Consider the following 23993-nt stretch of genomic DNA (forward strand, 5'->3'; position numbering starts at 1 on the left):
TTAAGTTATTGATATTGCACCAGTTCAAATATCTCAGGATACAGCGATCGCATTTATCAAGCAATTAGCCCAAAGTCTAATAGTTAGATTTCGATAATTTATTTTCTGGAAGTCCCTAAATCTTTGAATTTCCATTGCATATAGGCCTCAACAGAAGGAAAGTATTGGATAATACCATCTAACCCTTGTGGTCTGCCGTTGAGATAAGCTTCCAAATAAACCGAACCTTGCATTTGTGGCAATAACCCAGCATCGCGATCGCGACAACCTTGTTGATAATGAATTTCTCTTAAGCGATCGAACATACTCATATACCCACTCATATATATATCATGCTGCTACTTATAATCTATGCATTCCGCCAGATAAGAGCAAATACTCTTGTTTTTCAAAAGCATAAATACAAGTTATTGATAATTGCTAAAGTGCGATCGCATTTACAGCAGTTTTCACCTATTTGAACCAAATCTGTCGTAGGGGCACGGCACCAGTAAAATTATTGTATGTACCAAAAGATTATCGGTGCCGTGCCCCTACAGCGTGGTCTATTTACAGGAAGATGCTGTAATACCAATTCAAATAATGTTGGCGGTACATCAATATATTCTAGAGGGCATGGCATTGCCATGCCCCTACCATTTGTCGCATTCTTGTTGCAAATTGGTATTACTACCGCTTTTCTTCAGGGGGAACTGCGTGGGGTAATACAGGAATGTCTTCATCTACAGTGTGTAGAGGGATGTTTAAATGCTTTCTTGCCATTTCTTCAGCTAGCTTATGGTCTTCCTTACTGTTAAACTGACTCTCATCTAGCAAATGCTCATTCTTGGCTGCTTCATCTCGACTTGGCGCTCTGCCATTTTTCCACCGATACTTAAAATCCATAAGTTACACAGCAGTAAGACTGCCGTTGATTTCTATGATTTTAATAGTAGAGATGAAGCCAAGATTGTACTTCTACCATAAAGTTGAAGCCAATATCTAGCCACTATACATTTAGTTTAATTTTTGTCTTTGTTGTCTTCGTTGACTAAAACTAGTTTACCTTCCTGGTATGCCTTTCTTAAGGCTACTGCTTCGGCTACGATTTGTTGAGCGCTTAAACCTTCTGTATCAATCATACTTTGCAAAGTTACCCCTGTACGCTCATCTTCTTCGTGAATCGCCGGAATTTGGCAATATCTGCCACCATTCTTTGTCCGTCTCCAAATACTTGGTTTTTCTGGTTTTGGCGCTTTGGGTTTGCGATGTTCTTTAACTAAAGAACGTACAGCTTCTTGAGTAATGGCGCTTAAATCTAACAGCGCATCGATAACTGGCTGATATTTATTACTGTTATTTGCTAGCTGATATACAGTTAAAGGTTCAACTTGTCCTAAATCTTGGGGTGAAAATTCGCCAAATACCGCCGCAATTTTCAGATATTTTTTTTCTTCACCGCGCCAACCTCTATCAACCAGTAGCTTTTTGTACTGCCTGAGGGAAAGCTTCTGTTTTTGTTCCGCTAGCCAAAAGGCGTGATGTAAAATCGTTTTGGTAACATCACCTAAAGAAAGTAAAGGAAATTTTTCTCCACCAACACTTTTGAGGGCGTTCGGCTTTTCTTCCACATATTGCTCAAATTCTGATTTTGTAATCGCTTTAGAGTCAACGGGGGTGGGAACTACACTCTGTACTTGTGCGATCATAAATCTTAGCCTCCTAAAAACTCCCTGGCACTACAAATCCATCGCCTTAGCTATTTCTATTTCGCAGGCGATCGCTTAAGTTGGTGGAAGTTGGAAAATAAAGTTTTCTACTAGAACAATTGTACTATTTAACTTCAAAAAAGCATCCCCAAACATACCCAAATTTTCGGGTGTGCGGGGAAAGCTTTATACACAGCCGCCCCTAAGATTAGGGACTTGCAAGTTATCTTGAAGGAACCCAGCCATTTTCAGAACATACGCCTACTTCGCGTCTGGGAGGAATACACCAATAATTTTTACCATCAAATACCAAACCTTCTTTGATAGCATTTAACTCAGAAATTGGTCGCCATTCTTGAGTTCCACCCTCGTCATCATAGCGATATTGTTCGCCTTTTACTTCTAAACCTTGATCGGTTCCTCCCAGTACATAAAACCCGTCTACAATGCGTGGGGATGAGGCTTCTATTAAAGAGGACTCACAAATTGTGCCTTCACCTTTACAGCCTCTTGCTATTTGTCCATCAGGTGATAAGCTATAAATTTTATTATCTTGTAAAAGCAATCCTAAGCCACTGCCATCTTGTAATTTGATGGGATTAGAAAATTTACCTTGATATTGCACTAAAGTTTCAAATTTACCGTTAAGCTTAACTATAGTGGTTCCATCAGGCGCGATCGCAATCGATTGACTAGTACCATTACCATTGAGAAAATTAAACAAGCGAGTACCAATAAACGGTGGTTTCGCGTCAGATGTAGAAGGTACAGCTTGCTGATTATTATTTGTTCCCTTGTCAATCCCCCAGCGCCAAATCACTCGTTCTGTATTAGTTCTGTCAGCCATAATTGCCGAAATCCACAACAGTTCTCCAGCTTTGTTGGTAAACTCAAATCGACAAGGGCCTAATCCTGTTCCCGCACAGTCTTTCACCTCTTTATACCCAAAATCAAACAACTCTCTGACAGTATTATCTCGGAGATTGGGAGCATCGCCTTGTAAATTAGGTTGCCAACCTTGTTGCATCACCAGCTCGCGCGCAGTTCGATACAGCATACCTTCTTTAAGGGTGATTTTTGCAACCGGATTGGCGGAATCTTGCACCCTAGAACCAACATCCTGGACTTGCTTTGTTGCTGTTGAGGTGGGAGTCTTAATATTTACATTGTTTTCTTGCTGCATATTGGGAGTTGTTAAGCTAGTGCATCCACAGGCGATCGCTCCCAGTAAACTTGTAAATATAGTTGTTTTAATCCTAGAGTCCCAAAATTTCTGATTTTTCAACATAATTTAAGTAGGTCGGCGTCATTAAATATAACTAGCAAGGGCTGTCATTAGTCATTTGTCATTCGTCATTGGTAAGGAGTTCAAGCCTATTTACGTTTCGTCATATAGTTTGGTTTATGTACAGCAACTTACTTATCAACCGCAACAGAATCTACAGACAACCCGAAAGCACGTTAAATAATACATATAATTAACATAATTTTCCGCAAATTTACCGTCTAAAAGCAGACACTAATAAACAGTCCCTATGAAATAATCAGGAAGTACAGCGACAAATGACAATTGTACAGACGCGATTCATCGCGTCTCTAACAAATGACCAATGACAAATGACTAAAATATGCAAATAAACCCAGTAAGAAAAGCAGTAATTCCGGCTGCTGGTTTTGGTACAAGATTATTTCCAGCTACCAAAGTTGTCAAAAAAGAACTTTTCCCCATTATTGATGAGAATGGGAGAGCTAAACCTATAATTTTAGCGATTGTCGAAGAAGCAATTAGTGCAGGAATTACAGAAGTAGGTATCGTTGTTCAACCTGATGATGTAGGAGTATTTGCAGATTTATTTAAAAATCCTCCCACATCAGAACTTTGGCAAAAACTCTCACCTTCTAATCAAGAATATAGCCAACATCTGCAAGAATTGGGTAAAAAAGTAGTGCTATTAACCCAGGAAGAGCAAGAAGGATATGGACATGCAGTATTTTGTGCTAAAGATTGGGTAGGGAATGAGCCATTTTTATTAATGTTGGGCGATCATGTTTATAAATCTCATATTGATAAATCTTGTGCGCAACAAATCGTAGAACTTTACGCCCAATTAAATCAAAACGTAGTCAGTTTAACTATTATGCCAGCCGCGATTATTCATAAAGCGGGATGCGTTACCGGAGTGTGGCAAGAGTTAAACTCAATTCTGAAAATTACACAAATAGCGGAAAAGCCCAGTATTGATTATGCCCGCCAAAATTTAAGAGTAGAAGGCATGGCAGAAGATGAATTTTTGTGTATATTTGGTTTATATGTATTGACACCAAAAATCTTTGATTATTTGGGAGAAAGTATTGCAGAAAATTCCCGCTACAAAGGTGAATTTCAGTTAACAACATGTTTAGATCAATTATGTCAGGCAGAAGGCATCACAGGTTACGCGATCAAAGGTCAATATTTTGATACAGGTTTACCAGACACCTATCGCCAGACATTAATTGATTTTAGATAACTCAACCGATTTCCGTTTCCCGATTAAATAAATAATGACAAATGACAAATGACAAATGACAAAACTTAATATAGAGAACCGCATACAGCTTTTAACTGGGGTTCTGTTTGTCCAAAGTTTTGTTGGCGACAAAGTAAAACTTGAGCCGAACGATAGCGATAATAAAACTGATGGCTAAACCAGCCTAAAGGCGCACCAGCAATTAAACCAATACATAAGCCAGTGATTAAAAGAGGTAATGGATTACGTCTTTTGAGATAAATATTTGGCTGTGAATTTGTAGTTTCTACCATTTTGATTTGATTTGTTCACTTGCTCCTGTTTCTTAATAGTGAACAAAAAATCGTGTTTAGTAGCTTCTCTCTGGGTGCGTATTTACGTTACTCCCAAGGTTGATATATTGGATGCGATCGCAATTCGTTAGCGAATCGTGCTGATACCAATTCTATGTCAAGTTGCGCTATATTCGCCCTCAGGCTAGAAGCCTGGGGCTACAAAAACAAAGCCCACCTTCGTGGGCTAATTAGGCGCATCTTCATACAAAAAAGGTATGAGTTTTGAGATCCCCGACTTCTGAGAATCTAATCGCTAGGATACGTGTATTTTTACGTAGCTAATTTGACATACTCCCCAGCCTAAAGGTGTGGAAATTCTGGGTTCAAACAACAGTTGCAGGCATAGCCCGTCTTACACTATTTCGCCCGACAGACAATGCCCTGCCTGTTTCCACAATTCTATCAAAAAGCCGTCCTTGAAGGACGGGGCTTTAGACCCAGGTTTTTGGTAACAAACTAGATTTCTCCAGAGAAAATTTTGCAGATAATCTGGAATAAGTCTTCAGAAACTCCGCAAAAACTGATAGCGTCAAACAAAGTAAAAGATTATTGTGGATGTGACAGCTTGAAAACGCGATCTAATTATTGGCAACTGCTACCCTATATTCAACTCCAATGGCGAACCATTATTAAGGGATTTATTGGTATTTTGGGATATGTGCTAGCTACATTAACGCTAATTAATCTTGCAGGTAAATTGGCAGTTCCGTTTGGAGAGGGTAATGTAGTAGCGATCGCACAATTAGCTGGAATCTGCGCTGTTGTCTTTCTAGTGCGGGGGTTTTTTCAGTCTGTACAAGATATTTACATGGCGCAAGCTGCTTTAAGAGTAGCTTTTAATCTCCGCAAACAAGTCTACTCTCATCTACAAAAGCTGAACTTAAGCTATTTTGAAACAGCAAAAGCAGGTGATTTATCTTACCGCTTAACTGAGGATGTTGACAGGGTAGGAGAAGTAGTTAATAAATTATTTCATGACTTAGTTCCCTGTGTGTTGCAATTGCTGGCAATTCCTATCTATATGATTTACTTGAATTGGCAGCTAACATTAGCAACGGTGATTGTTGCGCCATTGATGGGAATTTTAATTGGCTGGTTTGGCGAACGGTTACAAAAATATTCTCGCCGCAGTCAAAATCGTATCTCTAGTTTATCGGCTATTCTCACGGAAGTTTTTAGCGGTATTCGCTTAGTTCAGGCTTTTGCGGCGGAAAACTACGAAATTGCTAGGTTTAGCCATGAAGCCGAACGCAGTCTCAAAGCTAAATACTCAGCCGAAAGACTCAAGGCGATTCAAATCCCCATTGTGGGATTTTTAGAAGCTGTGAGTGCTTTATCGCTGTTATTGGTGGGAGGTTGGCAAATTTCCCAACGCAATTTAACTGTGGGAGAATTTTTCAGCTATTTAACAGCAGCAGCGTTATTAATTGACCCCATTGGTCATACTACTAATAATTACAATGAATTTAAACAAGGTGAAGCTTCCGTTGACCGAGTTTTTGAATTATTAGCCATTGAACCCACTGTACTAGAAAAACCAAATGCGATCGCTCTGCCGCCAGTGCAAGGTAAAGTGGAATACGATCGCGTAGCTTTTGCTTACAAACCAGGCGAACCTGTATTAAAAGATATCAGTTTATTAGTATATCCCGGACAAGCGATCGCTCTTGTGGGTGCTTCTGGTGCTGGTAAGACTACATTTGTGAATCTGCTACCCCGATTTTACGATCCGGTATCCGGTCAAATTTTGATTGATGGCGTAGATATTCGCGATGTCACCCTTAACAGCTTGCGGCGACAAATTGGCATTGTACCCCAAGAAACTATCATGTTTTCCGGCACAATTGCCCAAAATATCGCCTTTGGGCAAGAATATTTTGAAATGTCAGCAGTTATGGAAGCCGCAAAAATTGCTAACGCCCATAACTTTATTACCCAGCTACCAGAGGGTTACGATACCTGGGTAGGCGAACGAGGAATGAATTTATCCGGGGGACAAAGACAAAGAATTGCGATCGCTCGTGCTGTACTTCTCAACCCGCAAATTTTGATACTCGATGAAGCTACCTCAGCCCTAGATTCCGAGTCAGAAGCCTTGGTACAAGAGGCTTTAGAAAGACTGATGGAAAGCCGTACTGTATTTATTATTGCTCATCGCTTAAGTACAGTCAAAAGATGCGATCGCATTTTAGTTTTAGAACAAGGGCAAATTGTCGAATCTGGAACTCATGAAGAACTTTTAGCACTTCACGGACGCTATGCAAAATTTTATGCCCAGCAGTTTAGTTAAATTTGGGCATGGGGCATGGGGCATGGGGCATGGGGCATTGGGCATTGGGCATTGGGCATTGGGCAGAGACGCGATTAATCGCGTCTGTACAATTGTTTTTGTCCTCCTTGTCCTCCTTGTCCCCCTTGTCCTCCTTGTCCTCCTTCCCTTTTCCCCTAAACTACGCCGATTTGCTAAAAGAAGAACTATCATCCACTGAATTAGCAGATAACATCATTTGCTTTTGCTGTTCGTTCATCCAATTTTCAAACAGTTCATTCAACAGGCGCATTTTCATCGCATCATCTAATTGTGCAGTGACAAATTTTTCTAACTGCACAATCACAAACCATTCGCCGATGCGGTTGGGAGGTACAACCTGTCCTGGTTGAGAGTTCATCAAGATTTGCGCCATTGCAGGATGGAGTTGACTAAGTTCCACAGGGCCTACTAACCCACCTGTTTGCGCTTCTGGGCCTTGGGAATATTGTCTGGCTACCTCGGCAAAGGTTTGCTCTTTGTCTTGAATGCGAAAATATAATTCTTGGGCAATTCCTATATCTTGGGTACGCAGCAGAGAATAAATTACCTTGTCTAGCCTGGATTTTGATTGAAAGAAATAGGATTCAAGTTTTTTACCCCAGGTAATTTGCTTAAATTTTTCAACTTTGAGCTTGCGTAGGGTTATGGCTTCTAGTTGATTAGTGCTGAGACCTTGATATTCCATCCAAGCTTTGAGTTCAGCTTCTGATTTTAACTGTCTCTCAGCCAAAAACTGCTGTTTAGCAGCGTTGATTTCTTCTCGCGTACAGTCAACTGATGCGATCGCTTCATCAATAATTAATTCCCGGCGCAACTGTGGCAGCATTTGGTAGCTTGCCAGTAAAGGAATTAGTTCATCAGCAGTGATTGTACGGTTACCAACTCTCAGTATTTCATTCATGATCTTGCAAGTCTATATAAAGATATAGTATATGGGTTGTTCGATTTGATGCTGTTGATTTATCGATACTGATTCAGCAGCCTGCACTGCAATTATGCCATAGCGCAATCTGTACTGAATATGTATCACTACTGAAGTTAAATATTTAATAAGTGATTATTTTCAACAATCTTTTGGTGAAGATGATTCATGCCAAAACTCATAATTTGGTATCAGTAGTTGCTTATGTTCTACACAATCAAATTTTAATTTCCAAACTATACTGCTTTTTATAAATTTTTCGACAAGAAAACACTGAGATCTTTAGGTAGATGTAATTGTGAAAAAAGATATGTAATGTAAAATCTGTTTATAAGCTCAGTAATTCTACCATATAGATAATAACCAAATCAGGAAATACAGCAAATGACCAATGACCAATGACAAATGACAAATGACCAATTAAAACTAATAATCAGGATTGACAAACTCTACAGCAAACACTTCTGCAAAACATTTTGATACATGTAAACGCACTTCTTCGCAGGTAATGCCTGGAATCCATTGAGCTAAACTAGCTACAGGCTTATCAGCAATACCACAGGGAATAATTTCTTTAAAGCCTGTGAGATCGGGACAGACATTTAAAGCAAAGCCGTGCATGGTAATCCAACGGCTAACTTTAATCCCAATGGCTGCAACTTTACGTCCTTCGAGCCAAACGCCTGTAAATGAAGGTAGGCGATCGCCTTTTAAGCCATAAATTGCCAATACCCGAATTAAAACTTCTTCTAGCTGGCGCAAATACCAATGCAGGTCTTTTTGATAGCGTTGCAGATTTAAAATCGGATACCCCACCAATTGACCGGGACAATGATAAGTAACTTCCCCGCCACGTTCAATTCTATGGACATCAAATTTATTGTTGTTGAGGTCAAATTTGAGAAAGTCTAAACTAGCTCCTTGTCCCAAAGTATAGACAGGGGGATGCTCCAAAAGAATTAACACATCATCTAGATTGGGATTTTGGATGCGATCGCTCATCAGCGATCTCTGCCATTCCCAAGCTTCTAAGTAAGGTAACAATCCTCGGTTATATAACACACAGCGATGCAAAGACATGGAATTTATTACTACGGACGCCGCTAAAAATCAACTACTTGAGGGACAAAAAATATTGCAAGTCTCTAGGGGAGAGTCAACAAATGTCAAGCTATGCAAAGGATTTTAAAGGAACATCAACGGAACCCACTTTAGAAAATACAAAATGCTAGTTTGAATATATAACCTAACTGGGTGTAGGAGGAGTTCTCTGCAATAAGCATCACGCCACAACAACAGGAAGAAATGTACTGGCTGATGAAGTCTAAACAAATTGTTTGCATCAAAACCTTAATATTCTCTATGCAACGCCAGCGAATACCCAGGAGAAAAAAGAATAACTAAATAGTTAGCTAAACATAGCTCCCATAGTCAAAGCAAGTCAGACAGATGCTGTTCAGATTGCTTTATTCAGGGTATTCACATAGGTAATCAATTGACTGACAACCAATTAGATACCACAACATAGAGAGATATCCCCAAGGACGGGCAATAGGAAATTAAGATACAACAATTATGTGAGGCGGATTCGGTAGTACAGCAAAACACTTCAGAGATTGTTTTGGCGGCAGTGATAGACCTTACCGCATTTCCCTTTCATAGAAAACTAATACACATCAAATAAATATTGAGCGGGAGAGTTTACATGAAGCTTGTCATCCACGGCAAAAATATTGAAATCACCGACGCCATTCGGGATTATGTGCATCAAAAGATAGAAAAGGCGGTTAATCATTTTCAAAACATCACCAACGAAGTGGATGTGCACCTTAGCGTAGCTCGCAATCCCCGAATTGCTTCTAATAAACAAGCAGCTGAAGTCACCATATATGCCAATGGTAACGTCATCCGTGCCGAGGAAAGCAGCGAAAACTTATATGCCAGCATTGACTTAGTAGCAGATAAAATTGCTCGTCAATTGCGCAAATACAAAGAAAGAAAACAAGATAAGAAAACTCAACCAACTAACGAGGTAGTAGTACCAGAACCAGTAGTTGCAGATTTAATTGGCGATCGCACTCCCGAACTCCCCAGTGAAGTCGTCCGCACAAAATACTTCTCCATGCCACCAATGACAGTTGCCGAAGCTTTAGAACAGTTGCAATTAGTCGGTCATGATTTTTATATGTTCCTCAATTCGGACACGAATGAAATTAACGTAATTTACGAACGCAACCACGGCGGTTATGGCGTCATTCAACCCCGCCATAACAACGCCCACACCAACGGTCATAGCAAGAATGGCAAAACAGCCCATGCTAATACCACTGTAGAAAAAGCCTCTGCGAGTAAATGAGGGGCTAGGGGCTAGGGGCAGAGGAGGCAGAGGAGGCAGAGGACGCAGAGGATGCAGAGGAGCAGGGGGAAAAATAGCTATAGACTATTGACCAATGCCCCATGCCCAATGCCCCATGCCCAATGCCCCATCTCCTACTTCACTAATTGCTGCAATGTTTTCAATGCTTCTTCAACGTGTCCTTGAAAATTGAACATTGAATCAAAGACATATTGCACAATGCCCTGTGAATCAATAACATAAGTCACGCGACCAGGAAACAAACCAAAGGCGGCTGTTGCACCGTAGAGTTTCCTTACTTGGTCGCCTTTGTCACTTAAGAGTGTAAAGGGCAAATTGTACTTAGCCGCAAATTTTTGATGGGACTCCCTAGAGTCGCCACTAACACCAATCACTTCAGCTCCGGCGTTTTTAAACACTTCATATTGATCGCGAAAAGCACAGGATTCCGCAGTACATCCTGGCGTGTCATCTTTTGGATAAAAATACAGAACTACAGCATTTTTGCCCCGAAAATCGCTTAAGCTTACCGTTGAGCCGGTTTGCGCAGGTAAGGTGAAATCAGGCGCAGTATCTCCAACTTTAACTGGCATAGGTATTAAAAAATTCCAAATTTGATAATTGCAGAAACAACTATTTTAACTAATTCGGCGGAATTCCCCACCTTCAGCGATAGCAAGGTGGGGTGGTTGAGAAGTTGTCAATTATTTTATTTTGCTACTTTACTAGAAAATGTACTTCATAGTAAAATACATAAATAAAGGAGGTGATGTTGAGTGTTGCATAAAGCTGTTCAAGTTCGTTTATATCCAAACAAAGAACAACAAATACTATTAGCACAAACATTCGGATGTGCAAGATGGTGGTGGAACTTCGCTCTAAATAAGTCAATTGAGATTTATAAAGAAACAGGAAAAGGACTTGGGCAAGTAGCACTCAACGCACTTCTACCAAAACTCAAAAAAGCGGAAGAGACAAAGTGGTTAGCTGATTGTTATAGCCAAGTTTTACAAGCTACTACACTCAACTTAACTACTGCGTACAAAAACTTTTTTGAAAAGCGTGCTGGATTTCCTAAGTTCAAATCCAAGCATGGAAAACAGTCTGTTCATTATCCTCAAAACGTCAAAATTGTAGACGGGAATGTAAAACTTCCCGGCAATATTGGAATAGTTAGAGCCAAAATACATAGACCGATTGAAGGGAAAATAAAGACTTGTACCGTCGTTAAAACTCCGTCAGACAAATACTTTGCATCTATTCTGACTGAAGTAGAAACAGATAAACTTGCTGTGATAGAGGGGAAGATTTATGGCGTTGATTTAGGATTAAAACACTTTGCTGTTGTAAGTGACGGCAAAAAAGTTTCTAAATATGACAATCCTAAACACATTGCCAAACATGAGAAAAATCTTAAACGCAAGCAACAAAAACTAGCACGTAAAGTAAAAGGAAGTAAGTCAAGGAATAAATATAGAAGACTAGTTGCCAAAGTGTACGAACGAGTTAGTAACTCACGGCAAGATTTTCTACATAAACTTAGTTACAAGTTGGTCAGCGATAGCCAAGCTGTCATAGTAGAAAATCTTCATATCAAAGGTATGGTTCGTAACCACAATTTGGCGAAAGCAATTATGAATTGTGGATGGGGAATGTTCACTAACTTTCTATCTTATAAGCTAGAACGCAAAGGTGGAAAGCTAGTAGAAATTGATAGATGGTTCCCCAGTTCCAAGCTTTGTTCTAATTGTTTCTATCAAGTCAGCGAAATTCCACTAGATGTGAGGGAATGGACTTGTCCTAACTGTGGCACTCATCATGACAGGGATGGGAACGCAGCGATAAATATTAGAGCAGAAGGAATCAGAATGCTAAAGGCGGATGGTTCAACCGTCTCTGCTGTAGGAGGAGAAGTAAGACCGAAGCTTGGGCGAAAGTCTAAACTAAGGCATTCTCCTGTGAGTACAGAAGCCCCACCAAGAGCCGAAGGCCGGGTGGGGTAGTTCACGTGATGTTAAGACCGTAAAGATAGGAAATACTAGATTTCAGACTTCTTCAAGAAGCTGAGGATCTGACATCATTAAACTTCATTTTTTACAAAATTTTAACTTCTATGTTAGTCTAGAGACTTTGCTTGCTCGTCTGTCATAGCAGGTGTACTGTGTAGATCTCAAAAAAACTACTTTCCTGCTATGCGTCTGACCTCACTTGATGTTTTTCGTGGTATAACCATCGCTGGGATGATTCTCGTCAATATGGCGGGAGTTGCTGATGATGTATATCCTCCCTTAGCACACGCCGATTGGCACGGTTGCACACCAACTGATTTAGTATTTCCCTTTTTTCTGTTTATTATCGGTGTGGCGATGACATTCTCATTGTCAAAGTACACTGAAGGCGAAAAACCCCAATCGGGAGTTTATTGGCGAATTTTGCGCCGTGCGGCTATTCTCTTTGTCTTGGGTTTGCTACTCAACGGTTTTTGGAATAAAGGAATTTGGACTTTCGATTTCAGCAGCATCCGGCTAATGGGAGTGTTACAAAGAATTAGCCTTGCTTATCTGTTTGCTTCCTTGACAGTTCTGAAGTTACCACGTAAAGGTCAATGGATATTGGCGGGTGTTTTACTCATCGGCTATTGGTTGACGATGATGTACATACCTGTACCTGGTTACGGTGCGGGAGTGCTGACGCGGGAAGGTAATTTTGGCGCTTTTGTAGATAGACTAATTATACCCAAAGCTCATCTGTATAAGGGCGATGGCTTTAATTTCTTAGGAGACCCTGAAGGACTTTTCAGCACAATCCCCGCAATTGTCAGCGTATTAGCTGGTTATTTTGCAGGACAATGGATACGTTCGCAGCCTGTACAATCACGTACAAGTATTGGTTTAGCATTATTTGGCGTTGGCTGCTTAATTGTTGGTTCGGCGTGGGGATGGGTATTTCCCATCAACAAAAAAATCTGGACGAGTTCCTATGTTGTGTTTACCAGTGGTTGGGCGTTACTGTTGCTAGCTGCTTGCTACGAACTGATTGAAGTGCGACGGATCAAACGCTGGAGTAAACCATTTGAGATTATGGGCTTAAATGCGATCGCTCTTTTCGTGGCATCAGTGTTACTGATTAAAATCTTAGTGAGAACCAATATCGGTACTGGGGAAAATGCACCCAATACCTTCAATTGGATTTATCAAAATGTTTTTGCCTCTTGGGCGGGAACCTTCAACGGTTCATTTTTATTTGCCCTTTTCACCGTCCTCTTTTGGTGGTTAGTTGCAGTAATTATGTATCGTCAACGCTGGTTTGTGAAAGTATAAAGGTAATTCGTAATTCCTAATTCGTAATTCGTAAGCTGATGTGCAGCTAAATTGTGTAACACGAAAACGCAAAATTATTGTAGTGCGGGCATCTTGCCCGCGTCTAATACACAAATTAAATAAACAACAGCTTAATTCGTAATTTCAATTTTGAATACTTCATGAAGCTCTCATTACAAGTTTTGAATTTTGAATTTTGAATTTTGAATTTTGAATTGAAATTACTCTTCTTCCGCGTTGAAATCCACCTTATCGTAAATATCCGCTAGAGTAATTTGGAAGGAAACAGACGCCAGGGATAACATGACATCGCCATCTTCATATTCCGAAAATATCCATTTATTATTTTCGGTTTTAAAGTATTGTTCAACATGCATCTTATATTGATCAATTAGAACATACTCTTGAAAGCTAGGAATTGTGCGATAAGCTGCAAACTTTTCATCCCTGTCATAACTTTTAGTAGATTTTGATAACACCTCAGCAATAAATACTGGATTCATCAAAGTGTCTCGTCTTCCTTCCTGATACTCTAAAGGCGTGTTTACTATCATCACATCCGGGTAAGTATGTATTCGCCTGTTAGGAATCCATAAACGCTGATCGGTATAATAAACTTCATAAGGCTGACGCTTGAGAGCAAACAGAATTGAAGCATACAAGTTACCAGCAAGTTTGTTGTGATTTGGCGTTCCACCTGTCATAGGAATAATTTGTCCATCAATATATTCATGACGTTCCTCAGAATTAACCTCTAATTCTAGGTATTCTTCAGGCGAATAATATTGTTGTGTTTGTGCAATAGTCATAGGATTTCACCTAAGCTTATCGAAAAACTGGGTTTAAAACCCCGTCCTACAAGGACGGCTTTTGGTAAAATAAGGAGTGTGGAAGGGTAATTAACCACTTGAAAAACCCTGTTGCTACCTAACAGGTAGAAGCTGCACCTTGACAACTGAATCTTGCTGATTCTACCTCTTTGTTCTAGTATCACCTGGAAGTAGGTAAAAGATTCACAGGTACTAGACTCACAGCATTATACGGGCATATAGCAATATGCTCCTAACAAACAAAAAATTGCAAGCTTTGCAAGTACGGTAGGGCATACCGGAACTTAACGCTTGGGGAGAGAACCACCTATGACTTAGATACCGCAAGGGGTCTAAGTTAAGTGGACTCGTAGAACCAAGAATCTCCGCACTTTTAGGGCGGAGAGTGTCAAACTTCCACTTCTTCAGCAGCATTAATCTGATCGAGAATTCCCCAAATTTCTTGTAAAAGTGGCTCTAACCCAGTGCGAGTTACTGCGGAAATTAAGAAAACCTTAGCGTAGGAACGATGATTTAATTCAGTAGCTAATGCCTCTAAATCTACCGTTTCTCGATCCACTGCATCTATTTTATTTAATGCCAAAATTTGCGGACGTTCTGCTAAACCCCGTCCGTAAGCTTTTAATTCTTGCTGAATCGTCATAAAATCACCCACCACATCCTCACTAGTCGCGTCAACTAAATGTAGTAACACCCTAGTGCGTTCGATGTGGCGGAGAAAATCGTAGCCTAAACCCGCGCCATGAGAAGCGCCTTCGATTAATCCGGGAATATCAGCGAAAACTGTACCATCACCTGTGGGTTTACGAACTACGCCTAAATTTGGTATCAGGGTAGTAAAAGGATAGTCAGCGATTTTTGGACGCGCGGCTGACAGTGAGGAAATTAAAGTAGATTTACCCGCATTTGGTAAACCAATAATTCCCACCTCAGCCAAAAGTTTCAATTCCAAACGCAGTACTTTCGCTTCACCTGCGAGTCCGGGTAGGGCGTATTCTGGGGCGCGATTGCGGTTACTCAAGAAATGCTGATTTCCCAAACCGCCTTTACCGCCTTCCGCAGCGCGAAACCGTTGTCCAGGTGTAATTAAATCTTCTAGTAAAGCACCTGTGGAAGCATCATAAATCGCTGTACCACAGGGAACTTCGATAATTAAATCTTTGCCATTTGCGCCAGTACAATTATTAGGGCCGCCTCTTCCGCCATTTTCGGCTTTAAAAAGGTGATTATAGCGGAAATCTAACAAAGTTTGCAGGTTTTCTACTGCTAAAAAAATGATTGAACCGCCTCTTCCCCCATTACCACCAGAAGGGCCTCCTGCGGGAACATACTTTTCACGGCGAAAGGCGACAATTCCATCGCCGCCTTTACCAGCTTCTACTTGAATTACTGCTTGATCGATAAATTGCATAGTTAGTCAATAGTCAGTTGTCATTAGTCAATAGTCAGTTGTCAGTTGTCAGTAGGGGCGGGTTTGTGAGAGATTGTTATGAATATTTGAGGATATCTGTAAACCCGCCCGTACAGTTGTCAGTTGCTTTAGCTGTTAGGGTGACAATCCTTTTTGGCAGACGAAAGGCTGAACTAACAATTCTACAAGTTGGGGAACCCTCAGCGCGAACTATTTCACCAATGACCAATGACCAATGACCAATGACTAATGACTATTAACTAAATATATGGTGAAATATCCTCTCCACAATCATCTGCCAAATAGGAGAGGGCGCGGAAACGCAAACCTACCATTTGTTCATACAGGGGATTAATTTTACATAATGGCGGAATATGTACAATTTTGCGTCCAAATAGCTTAACATCCCGTTCAAAGGGACACTGGGGCGGAATCATTTTACATAAAAAGCGAGCAACTCTAGGATCTTGAATATCCAGTCCGTCTAACCAATCGCGTACAGGGGTGAGTGCATCATGGGGAGGAGAATGAGGCCCAATGGTGATGGAAGGCTGGGCAGATGCTTCTTCCTGGAGAAAACTGTCGATTGTTGGATCTACATGTTCTGTGTGTTCTAGGGTGTGGCGCAAGGCTTCGATTAAATCCTTGGGTTCGCCTAGTGCTTGACACAGCTGTTGCAAAACTTGGTCTTCACTGGGAGAATATATCCCATCTGCGATCGCTACCATCACAGCTGTGCGCAAGAAATTTTCTGCTGCTGATGTTCCTTTACCCAAAACTGTTGCTAATTCCTCTGGTGTAATCACTTCCAGAGAATCAAAATTAATACTCGGAGCTAATTCATTTTCCGTTATACTAGCAATTAATTGTTTTTCATGTGCGTCAAAGTCACCATCAGCTAGAGCAATAGTGAGCAATCCACGCAACCAAGCCGCTACTTGTTCGCTAGTATAAGGGGATTGAACGACACTTTTCATAAACTCATACCTCAAGCTGTCCTCAGTCCATACAGTACATAGTAAGCTACCTTAAAGGGTATTAAACTGCTACATATTTAACTTTAAAGACTGAGAGAATTGGTTTTTCAGGCTTAGAGAGCAGGATAAATGTATCAACAGGGCAAAAATACTTTTGAAAATCTGATAGCTTCTTAAAAAAGTATTGAGAATTTTTCTACTTAATCTATTTAGCCTTAATTTAGTTTTGATGGCTTTTTAGCCTCAGAAAGCTTGTTAAAGCGTAGGTAATATTCAAGATAACCTGCTTATTGCAAAAAATCTTACCTCTTTGATACAATCACTATTGCGAATATATCTCAGATAGCTGGCATAAACAGTAATTTTCTGCAAATAGCATCCTCAAATTCATGTATTTGGGATGACTACAAAAAGTGAGTTGAAATATTTCCTGTTTGATTACTTAGCATCAGATTGCAATTAACTCTACATATTTAGGTAATATCATGACGTTTTTTTTTGGGATTGAACACGAAGTTGCTTTTCTGAATCAAGCAGGAAAGTTCGCTGATTTTGAAAATACAAAATTTGCTGATTTTAGCCAAATCGTCGAAAGATTACCAACATACCCTAATGATTATGCACATTTACGTGTAGGTGATGCGGGAATCAAAAAGAAAAGATGGTATATTGAGGGATTTGAAAGATTTGCTGACTCTGATAAGGTAATTGACTGCTTACCTAAAGGTATCGAAATTAGAACCACTATACACTCTGATATTCAAGGTGCAATTAATGAATTATCAGCAAGTTTTCTCTTACTACGTGATGTCGCTGCTGATTACGGTTTCTCACCTGTATTGACTAGTTTTAATCCCTACAAGCCAGTTTTTGAGCCTGAACCTCCATTAAATGATTATGAAATTAGACGGCGACAAGCATCGCCGGAAAAACAAACTGCCAATATTCCTATGCTAACCTATGGCCCAGATTTAAATATTTCCCGAGCTGGGTTATCTTATGAAGGTTTAATTGATATTGGTAGAAAGCTAACTTATTACAGTCCCTATATAATTCCTTTCAGTTATAGTTCTCCATTTTATCAAGGCAGTTTGTGGCAAGGTCTTTCGGTCAGGACGTTTGTCAGAACAGGAAAAAGACCAGCGGCGATGGTTTTTGTAGAGAAACCAGAACAACTCATTAAAACCGTACCTTCTTTGACAAAAATTGCCCGCCTTTCCGCAGAAGTAGGGCGGATTGAATTTAAGGCTTTTGATAGCTGTGATGACTTTTCACTTTATGCAGCTTTGTTAGCTTTGTTAAAGGGTTTAGTATTAGATGAATATTTGGCAGGTAGAGCCACAATTCCCGATGCAACTTTACACCAAATCTCAGCCAAAGCTGGATTTAATAATGAAGAGATATCTCTAGTTGCAAATCAGGTTTTAACAGCAGCAGAAATTGCTTTAAAAGATGACCCAGATAGAGATTTATTAATAATGTTGAAAGAAAAATTACGTCAACAAGAGACACCCTCTCAACAACTCATTCAAGGGTATCAAGAATTAGGTTCTATAGAAGCAGCAATGCAGCAAACTTACTTAAATACATGATATTAATCTGAGGTTTAAGTAAGTCGGTGCGAAAGATGATGTAAGGTAGTAAGGACTTCAGTCCTTAATTGAGGACTAAAGTCCTCACTACTAAGTATTCATCAGAAATACCTGTATTGAATAAATTTACAAACTTGTCAATACTTGAGCTAATTCCTGAGATAAATCAGTTTGTGTTGTTTGATGTTTACTAAATAAAACACCAGCTAAAAAGTAATAGTCGCCGGAATAAAATGCCATTTTGTGCTTGCGCAATTCTTCAATATGTTTTTTTACCTTTGGTTCTGAGCTATAATGACCAAATTTGAGCGGAAGCACGACAAAATTATTCACTGTATATCCATAATCTTTTGCTTGTTCAATAGTGCTGTTAGGGTTAGAATAGCTAGAAATTAAAACTAAAACGTTTTCGTAACCTAAAGACAACAGATTATTAGTTACTGTCGCCCCATCTATACCCCCAAATAATAGTGGCATATAAATATCTGGATCTGGTGCAGGGAGATAAGGCGGATTAGCAACGAGATATTTAGCTTGAGGTTTATCTGATTTAAAGAGACAGGCATTATTGATGATATATTTTTCCGTGAGATTATATTCATCAATTGTTAAATTAGCAGCTTTCCAAGCAGAAGTATTTAATTCAAATCCCTGAATAACACCATCAAATTTATTTCTCAGCAAAGAGTTGATTACAGGACTACCATCACCGGAACCAAATTCCACAATCGACTCAGGATTTGGACAATTTCTCAAAACTAAATTTTCTAAACAATTGGAGTAGAAATTAGATTCTTCTGGGCAAAAGAATATGTCTTTCATGTGACCTCAAGTCAAATTTAATGTAGAATAAATTTAGATTTAGGCAGCAAAAACTGTTTCTTTAGCGTTTGATTTCTAAAGAAAGCTTTTGCAAAAGAAATTGAAAATTTTAGCTATTGTTCTTGGGCGCGGATGGAACAGACAACAGCTTTTGCGGCGCGATCGCCCATGAGTTTTTCTTGGTCATACCCTAGTAGCAATTCCCACGCATCATTGGGGTACTGTTGTGCTAAAGCTAAAGCCACATCATCTAACATCCAACGACCGTGGCGTTCGTCTTCGCGAATATGCAATTCCCAGTAACCCATCGCCGCATCTGATAGTCCCAAGCGTTGCGCGGCTGTGAGATAATTTCTGTAAGCTGCAGGGCCAGCTACTTCAAAATAGGTTAATGCACCACTGTAGCGGAGAAAATAGCGCTTGCGTTCTGTGGTTAAAAAGTTATGATTATCGCAAGCTAAAACTTCCCAGGGTACTAAATCAAAATATGCCTCTGGTGCTGTATTCATGCCAAACTCGGCTAGCATTTGGGCGAAATATGTCGAATGCTTGCGCGATAAGCGACCGTTACCATATTCTTCTAAAAATACTCGTACTAGAGTACACTGCACTTCATTCGCCGCACCGCCTAAAATTGAGGTCATGCGACTACCTTCTACCAAGCCATCAAAGGAACCAATGGCGAGTAGGTGACGGTAACCAGCTTCACTCATTTCTTCGCGGATGTAGCGACTTTCCGGTGATAAAGGCGGATCGACATCGACAGTTGCGCGTTCAATCAGTGCTTGTTTAACTTGTGTAACGTTTAGCTGTTGCAGTGCAAAGACATCGATTTGGGATAGTTCCCACTTTTGCCAAGCTGCTTCAATTTTATTTCTACAGGATAATAAATAGAGCGATCGCTCGTTGTCATAATGGCGCAAATCGTCATACCAAAACAACTTTAGCCGATTAATACGGTACAGGATTCTTTGCAGAAATCGATGCGCCACATCATCACCACTACCTTTTCCATAAGCAGCAGTAATTGCTGTTGATAACGTCTGTTCAAATTCCCAGACTTTGCTAGCATTTTCTTCCAGTTGATTATCTAAATTTTCTGTAGCTAGCAGTTCTATAAATTGCTGTTCAGCATTGTGATAGTTGGTAGCTGTTGTTTGTGCTATTTGATTATCATTCCCTTTCACCTTTAGGTCAGGGAACATCAGCAGATTGTTTTGCATGGAATATTAAGTAGCGTTGCCAATTGTGAACATAAAACGTTATCTGTAATATTTAAATTCACATAGTTATACCTATATTTACCTCTTTCCCAGGTTATAAAGAAAGATTAAGCCTATAGAAACAGATAATTCTCCCAAAGTAGGCAAATATGCCAAAAGATTGATGAATAAACTCTATAATCTCTATTGAATAAATTCCGAAAATAAAGTGAGTAGAGGATGCAACTTTAATCAAGAATTGTATTAGTTTGATAACTGCTACCTTTGTCTGCTCGTATACTAAGGATATTCCTCAAGTTAGCGTGCGTATTGCACATTTGGAGGCCCCAAAATGGTTCATACATACGAGGTATTGGTAGATATTAAGGAATTTGCCGGACAAACAGACAATACCTTTCAACGCGAAACGGCAAGGTACGAAATAGACGCACCTTCAAAAGAAAAAGCTGATGGTATGGCTTTCCAAAAAGCGAGAAGCGAACATCCACATGGCACAGAATATGATGTTAGGGTAACAAGACTACTCAGATAAAACGAATATTAAGTATGCTCATTCTAGTGAATAGGCATTCTGTAAAAGTTGTAAGTTCAATAATTAATTATAGATTGTAAAACCGCCCTCGACTGTTTGGGGGCGGTTGCAGTTTGGGGTTTAATTGGCAATTTTTCGACTATTTCAGATTTGCGATCGCTTCACTGACATGTGTGGAAGTTTCATAATCTTGATAAGGTATCTTTTTCAAAATCCGCAGTACTTTCTCATCAAAACCTTTCTCTTCTGCATTCTTAATCAAGTCTTTTTTACTAATCGGGTACTTCAGTTCGTGCAAACTTTTATTTAATTGTAGCGAGGTGGCTGTACTCATCATGGCGATTCTCCTGAATACTAATGATTTGCATTCAAATGTTATCCAGTTCTAATTTGCTATGAGATTTACTGGATTGTAATCTTACAGATGAATTCGCTTACTCGTGGGAGTCAGGAATATTCGAGTAATTAATTACAGCCTATTTTAACTATTTGTTATTACCTTTACAATCGAAGGATACAATGCTTTTTGACATCCTACTAATGATAGATTTTTCATCTTAGTACCCATTTTAAATTAAGCAAATTTTATGGTAATAACCCAGTATCAAAAATTCCCACAAATGACCAATGACCAATGACCAATGACAACCCTACCCAGTTATCTTTAATTCCAGCAACCTACTTAATTTTTTCTACGCTTTTAGGAAGATGAAGCTCTCTTTTACTGTGAGTAGAAATTAATTAGACACCTAAAAGAGGAAAAAGTTATGGTTACTACAGGTAACGGACAGTCTCAACAAGCCATTAGCAACCTAGAGTACGATTTTGTCACCGTGCTGCACAATAAAGCAGAAGCAGTTAAGGCTTACGATACTTACATCAAAGACGCACAAGAAGCTAACTCTCAGCCTTGTGTAGAATTATTCCAAAAATTGCGCCAGTCTGATATGGAGCAAGCACAGGAAATCCGCAATCATCTTCAACAAGTATTACAGCACGGTAAGATGTAAAGCTGGTAATTCAATTTTAGATTTTAGATTTTGGATTTTAGATTTTGGATTTTAGATTTAAATTTCCTAAGTCCAAAATCTAGAATTTTCTGAATTAAGATATAGCGAGTAGCAGGTAATATTAGCTAGACTGATTGCTTGCTACTTGTTGTACTTGCTCCACAGTTAACTCTAAAGCTTGCGCTATTTGTTCAACACTTAACCCCAAAGCTAACAATCTGGGTACAGCTTCTAATTTTGCTTGTTGTCTACCTTCTTGTCTACCTTCTTCTAAGCCGTCCTGTTTAATAGACTGATACATCCTTGTTTTTTTGAATTCCTCATCTATACCTAACATGGCTGCCAACTCCTCTCGGCTAAGTTTGGTAAATTTGTACAACAGGATAGTTTCTATTAATTCTACAATTTGCTTTTTGGTAGTTTCATCAATCAATTGATTTTTGGCTTGTAAAATTAGTTCTTTACCTCTTTCTATTGCTGTCTCTTCACCTGCAATAATTAATTGCACTATAGCAACTTGAAGTGAGGTTTCCGTGACTGTCCCTAATTCATCTAAATAAATACATTGTACTTGAGGACTGTCTAGCAATAAGCGATAAGGCTGTTGATCCTCTGGCTCTACACTACGTTGAGGATAGATAACCACAGCACGCCAAAAGTTAACAGATGGGTTTTGACGTAAGTAAAGAAAAATTTCCGCAAACAAGCGGCGATAAAAATTTGTATCTAGTTGAAACTGGACTTCGACAAAGTATAAAGGTTGTTCTGGGGTTTCACTTTCTGGGATAAATACCCCATCAATTCTAAAGGCTGTATCTTTGAGTTCAACTGATACAAACTCATAAGCATTAATGTTAACTCTAGTTTCGCCAATGATGGCGAAAAAGATGCTGGGAAAAGCTTGGAATAAGCTGTAGAAAATTTTGTCAGTTTGCACCTGGATATTCTCATGTCGAAAATTCTCTAGTCGCCAGTCTATCAAGAAGTTTCTCTACGAGAGTAATAATATAGTAATTCTTAGATATCACCATCAGAAACTAACAAAACTGGTAAAGTTCATCTACCTGTGGTTCATTTGAACTACAATAAGTTCAAATTAGCTATCGAATGTAAAAATAACTTGATTTTTGCTGCGCTCTATAGTGTCTGTAAGCCTTTTAAGGTACACTAGAACGCTGCATACTTGTTTTTTAGTATATTTTGGCTAAGTAAAATTTCAGTCTAAGAAGTTCGGTTATGGTAGAAGCATCGCTAAACATTTCCTTGGAATCTGAGGAAATTATTATTGAGGATTTGGGGATAGTAGACAAGGATAATCCGCAAACTTGGAAGAATAAGGTGATTCTTGGTGATTGTTTAGAGGTTTTACAAAAGCTACCGTCTGCAAGCGTTGATTTAATTATCACTTCACCTCCATACGCTGATAGTCGAAAAAAAACTTATGGAGGAATTTCTCCAGATGAATATACTGATTGGTTTCTTACAGTAGCTCTAGAGCTAAAAAGAGTTTTAAAACCAGAAGGTTCCTTCATTCTTAATATTAAAGAAAAAGTAGTTAATGGTGAAAGACATCCTTATGTATTAAATTTAATTTTAGGAATGCAAAACCAAGGATGGTTATGGACAGAAGAATATATATGGCATAAGAAAAATAGTTATCCAGGAAAATGGTCTAATCGCTTTCGTGATTCCTGGGAGCGTTGTTTACATTTTAACAAGCAAAAGAAATTTAAGATGTATCAGGAATCTGTTATGGTTCCTATGGGAGATTGGGCAAAATCCCGTCTCAAAAATCTGAGTGAAACGGATAAAAGGCGCGATACTTCTAAAGTTGAAAGTGGGTTCGGTAAGAATATATCTAATTGGGTAGAGCGGAAAATGGCTTATCCAACCAATGTGTTACATTTAGCAACTGAGTGTGGAAATAAAAATCATAGTGCAGCTTTTCCGAAAACGCTTCCTTCATGGTTTATCAAGCTATTTACTGATTTCGATGATGTCGTTCTCGATCCATTTGCTGGTTCAGGAACATCTTGTGTAGCTGCTAAGAGGATGTTTGAAAAGTCGGACAGATTGTAAAAAAGCTCTCTCGGTATACGCTGTGAATAGATAGTAGACAGCACCGAGAGAGCAACATGAGTAAAGCATATCCCA

The 23993-nt window shown here is 39.4% G+C and carries 24 protein-coding genes; 9 read left to right on the plus strand and 15 right to left on the minus strand.

Going from position 1 to position 23993, the window contains the following annotated elements:
* Window positions 1-98: 98 nt before the first annotated feature.
* From H6G08_RS25315 to H6G08_RS25330, 4 genes are all read right to left on the minus strand, one after another.
* Window positions 99-323: a hypothetical protein gene (locus H6G08_RS25315; protein ID WP_199322737.1), complete on the minus strand. Its 225-nt coding sequence runs from the start codon at window positions 321-323 to the stop codon at window positions 99-101.
* A 346-nt stretch (window positions 324-669) separates the two neighbouring features.
* A complete protein-coding gene (locus tag H6G08_RS25320; RefSeq protein WP_190548040.1) occupies window positions 670-885 on the minus strand; it encodes a bromodomain-containing protein in 216 nt (71 codons plus the stop codon).
* 116 nt (window positions 886-1001) lie between these two features.
* Window positions 1002-1688, minus strand: a complete 687-nt coding sequence (locus tag H6G08_RS25325) for an Alr2735 family protein (RefSeq protein WP_190548042.1) — start codon at window positions 1686-1688, stop codon at window positions 1002-1004.
* 223 nt (window positions 1689-1911) lie between these two features.
* A complete protein-coding gene (locus H6G08_RS25330; RefSeq protein ID WP_190548044.1) occupies window positions 1912-2976 on the minus strand; it encodes a hypothetical protein in 1065 nt (354 codons plus the stop codon).
* A 340-nt stretch (window positions 2977-3316) separates the two neighbouring features.
* Here H6G08_RS25330 and H6G08_RS25335 point away from each other — a divergent pair, with 340 nt between their 5' ends.
* The gene (locus H6G08_RS25335; protein ID WP_190548046.1) at window positions 3317-4198 is read left to right on the plus strand and encodes a UTP--glucose-1-phosphate uridylyltransferase; all 882 of its coding nucleotides are present in this window, start codon (window positions 3317-3319) and stop codon (window positions 4196-4198) included.
* Window positions 4199-4263: 65 nt separating this feature from the next.
* Here the strand turns inward: H6G08_RS25335 and H6G08_RS25340 are convergent, their stop codons facing one another.
* On the minus strand, window positions 4264-4491 hold the full coding sequence (locus H6G08_RS25340) for a hypothetical protein (protein ID WP_190548048.1): 228 nt from the start codon (window positions 4489-4491) through the stop codon (window positions 4264-4266).
* Between the two features lie 607 nt (window positions 4492-5098).
* Here H6G08_RS25340 and H6G08_RS25345 point away from each other — a divergent pair.
* Window positions 5099-6823: an ABC transporter ATP-binding protein gene (locus tag H6G08_RS25345; protein WP_190548050.1), complete on the plus strand. Its 1725-nt coding sequence runs from the start codon at window positions 5099-5101 to the stop codon at window positions 6821-6823.
* 160 nt (window positions 6824-6983) lie between these two features.
* Here H6G08_RS25345 and H6G08_RS25350 read toward each other — a convergent pair whose 3' ends face one another.
* Both H6G08_RS25350 and lipB read right to left on the minus strand, forming a co-directional pair.
* Window positions 6984-7745: a peptidylprolyl isomerase gene (locus H6G08_RS25350; RefSeq protein ID WP_190548052.1), complete on the minus strand. Its 762-nt coding sequence runs from the start codon at window positions 7743-7745 to the stop codon at window positions 6984-6986.
* A 447-nt stretch (window positions 7746-8192) separates the two neighbouring features.
* Window positions 8193-8846 (minus strand): lipoyl(octanoyl) transferase LipB, encoded by a 654-nt coding sequence (gene lipB / locus H6G08_RS25355; protein ID WP_190548053.1) that lies wholly within the window; start codon window positions 8844-8846, stop codon window positions 8193-8195.
* A 625-nt stretch (window positions 8847-9471) separates the two neighbouring features.
* Between lipB and hpf the strand changes: the two genes are divergently transcribed.
* Complete coding sequence (gene hpf / locus H6G08_RS25360) at window positions 9472-10122, plus strand: ribosome hibernation-promoting factor, HPF/YfiA family (RefSeq protein ID WP_190548055.1); 651 nt, start codon at window positions 9472-9474, stop codon at window positions 10120-10122.
* Window positions 10123-10256: 134 nt separating this feature from the next.
* Here the strand turns inward: hpf and H6G08_RS25365 are convergent, their stop codons facing one another.
* Complete coding sequence (locus H6G08_RS25365; protein ID WP_190548057.1) at window positions 10257-10715, minus strand: peroxiredoxin; 459 nt, start codon at window positions 10713-10715, stop codon at window positions 10257-10259.
* Window positions 10716-10898: 183 nt separating this feature from the next.
* On the opposite strand from H6G08_RS25365, the gene H6G08_RS25370 reads away from it, so the two are divergent.
* Complete coding sequence (locus H6G08_RS25370; protein ID WP_190548059.1) at window positions 10899-12125, plus strand: RNA-guided endonuclease InsQ/TnpB family protein; 1227 nt, start codon at window positions 10899-10901, stop codon at window positions 12123-12125.
* A 189-nt stretch (window positions 12126-12314) separates the two neighbouring features.
* A complete protein-coding gene (locus H6G08_RS25375) occupies window positions 12315-13442 on the plus strand; it encodes an acyltransferase family protein (RefSeq protein ID WP_190548061.1) in 1128 nt (375 codons plus the stop codon).
* A 221-nt stretch (window positions 13443-13663) separates the two neighbouring features.
* On the opposite strand, the gene H6G08_RS25380 is transcribed toward H6G08_RS25375, so the two are convergent.
* From H6G08_RS25380 to H6G08_RS25390, 3 genes are all read right to left on the minus strand, one after another.
* Entirely contained in the window at window positions 13664-14251 is a 588-nt protein-coding gene (locus H6G08_RS25380; protein ID WP_190548063.1) for a Uma2 family endonuclease, read from the minus strand.
* A 409-nt stretch (window positions 14252-14660) separates the two neighbouring features.
* On the minus strand, window positions 14661-15683 hold the full coding sequence (gene obgE, locus H6G08_RS25385) for a GTPase ObgE (protein WP_190548065.1): 1023 nt from the start codon (window positions 15681-15683) through the stop codon (window positions 14661-14663).
* 260 nt (window positions 15684-15943) lie between these two features.
* On the minus strand, window positions 15944-16660 hold the full coding sequence (locus H6G08_RS25390) for a Mo-dependent nitrogenase C-terminal domain-containing protein (protein ID WP_190548067.1): 717 nt from the start codon (window positions 16658-16660) through the stop codon (window positions 15944-15946).
* A gap of 485 nt (window positions 16661-17145) precedes the next feature.
* Between H6G08_RS25390 and H6G08_RS25395 the strand changes: the two genes are divergently transcribed.
* Window positions 17146-18252 carry a glutamate--cysteine ligase family protein gene (locus H6G08_RS25395; protein WP_190548069.1) on the plus strand — a complete coding sequence of 369 codons (1107 nt, stop codon included), beginning with the start codon at window positions 17146-17148 and terminating at the stop codon, window positions 18250-18252.
* Between the two features lie 126 nt (window positions 18253-18378).
* Here the strand turns inward: H6G08_RS25395 and H6G08_RS25400 are convergent, their stop codons facing one another.
* Together H6G08_RS25400 and H6G08_RS25405 are read right to left on the minus strand one after the other, a co-directional pair.
* Entirely contained in the window at window positions 18379-19074 is a 696-nt protein-coding gene (locus H6G08_RS25400; protein ID WP_190548071.1) for a class I SAM-dependent methyltransferase, read from the minus strand.
* 113 nt (window positions 19075-19187) lie between these two features.
* Entirely contained in the window at window positions 19188-20297 is a 1110-nt protein-coding gene (locus H6G08_RS25405; RefSeq protein WP_190548073.1) for an iron-containing redox enzyme family protein, read from the minus strand.
* Window positions 20298-20628: 331 nt separating this feature from the next.
* Between H6G08_RS25405 and H6G08_RS25410 the strand changes: the two genes are divergently transcribed.
* Window positions 20629-20829: a hypothetical protein gene (locus tag H6G08_RS25410; protein ID WP_190548074.1), complete on the plus strand. Its 201-nt coding sequence runs from the start codon at window positions 20629-20631 to the stop codon at window positions 20827-20829.
* A gap of 139 nt (window positions 20830-20968) precedes the next feature.
* Here H6G08_RS25410 and H6G08_RS25415 read toward each other — a convergent pair whose 3' ends face one another.
* Window positions 20969-21163: a DUF2795 domain-containing protein gene (locus H6G08_RS25415; RefSeq protein WP_190548076.1), complete on the minus strand. Its 195-nt coding sequence runs from the start codon at window positions 21161-21163 to the stop codon at window positions 20969-20971.
* A gap of 433 nt (window positions 21164-21596) precedes the next feature.
* Here H6G08_RS25415 and H6G08_RS25420 point away from each other — a divergent pair, with 433 nt between their 5' ends.
* Window positions 21597-21839: a hypothetical protein gene (locus H6G08_RS25420; protein ID WP_096645889.1), complete on the plus strand. Its 243-nt coding sequence runs from the start codon at window positions 21597-21599 to the stop codon at window positions 21837-21839.
* Window positions 21840-21960: 121 nt separating this feature from the next.
* Here the strand turns inward: H6G08_RS25420 and H6G08_RS25425 are convergent, their stop codons facing one another.
* The gene (locus tag H6G08_RS25425; RefSeq protein WP_190548078.1) at window positions 21961-22776 is read right to left on the minus strand and encodes an Rpn family recombination-promoting nuclease/putative transposase; all 816 of its coding nucleotides are present in this window, start codon (window positions 22774-22776) and stop codon (window positions 21961-21963) included.
* A 299-nt stretch (window positions 22777-23075) separates the two neighbouring features.
* Between H6G08_RS25425 and H6G08_RS25430 the strand changes: the two genes are divergently transcribed.
* Window positions 23076-23918 carry a DNA-methyltransferase gene (locus H6G08_RS25430; protein ID WP_242046267.1) on the plus strand — a complete coding sequence of 281 codons (843 nt, stop codon included), beginning with the start codon at window positions 23076-23078 and terminating at the stop codon, window positions 23916-23918.
* Window positions 23919-23993: the final 75 nt, after the last annotated feature.

The organism is Calothrix anomala FACHB-343 (assembly GCF_014696435.1).
GTDB classification, from domain to species: Bacteria; Cyanobacteriota; Cyanobacteriia; order Cyanobacteriales; family Nostocaceae; genus Aulosira; species Aulosira anomala_A.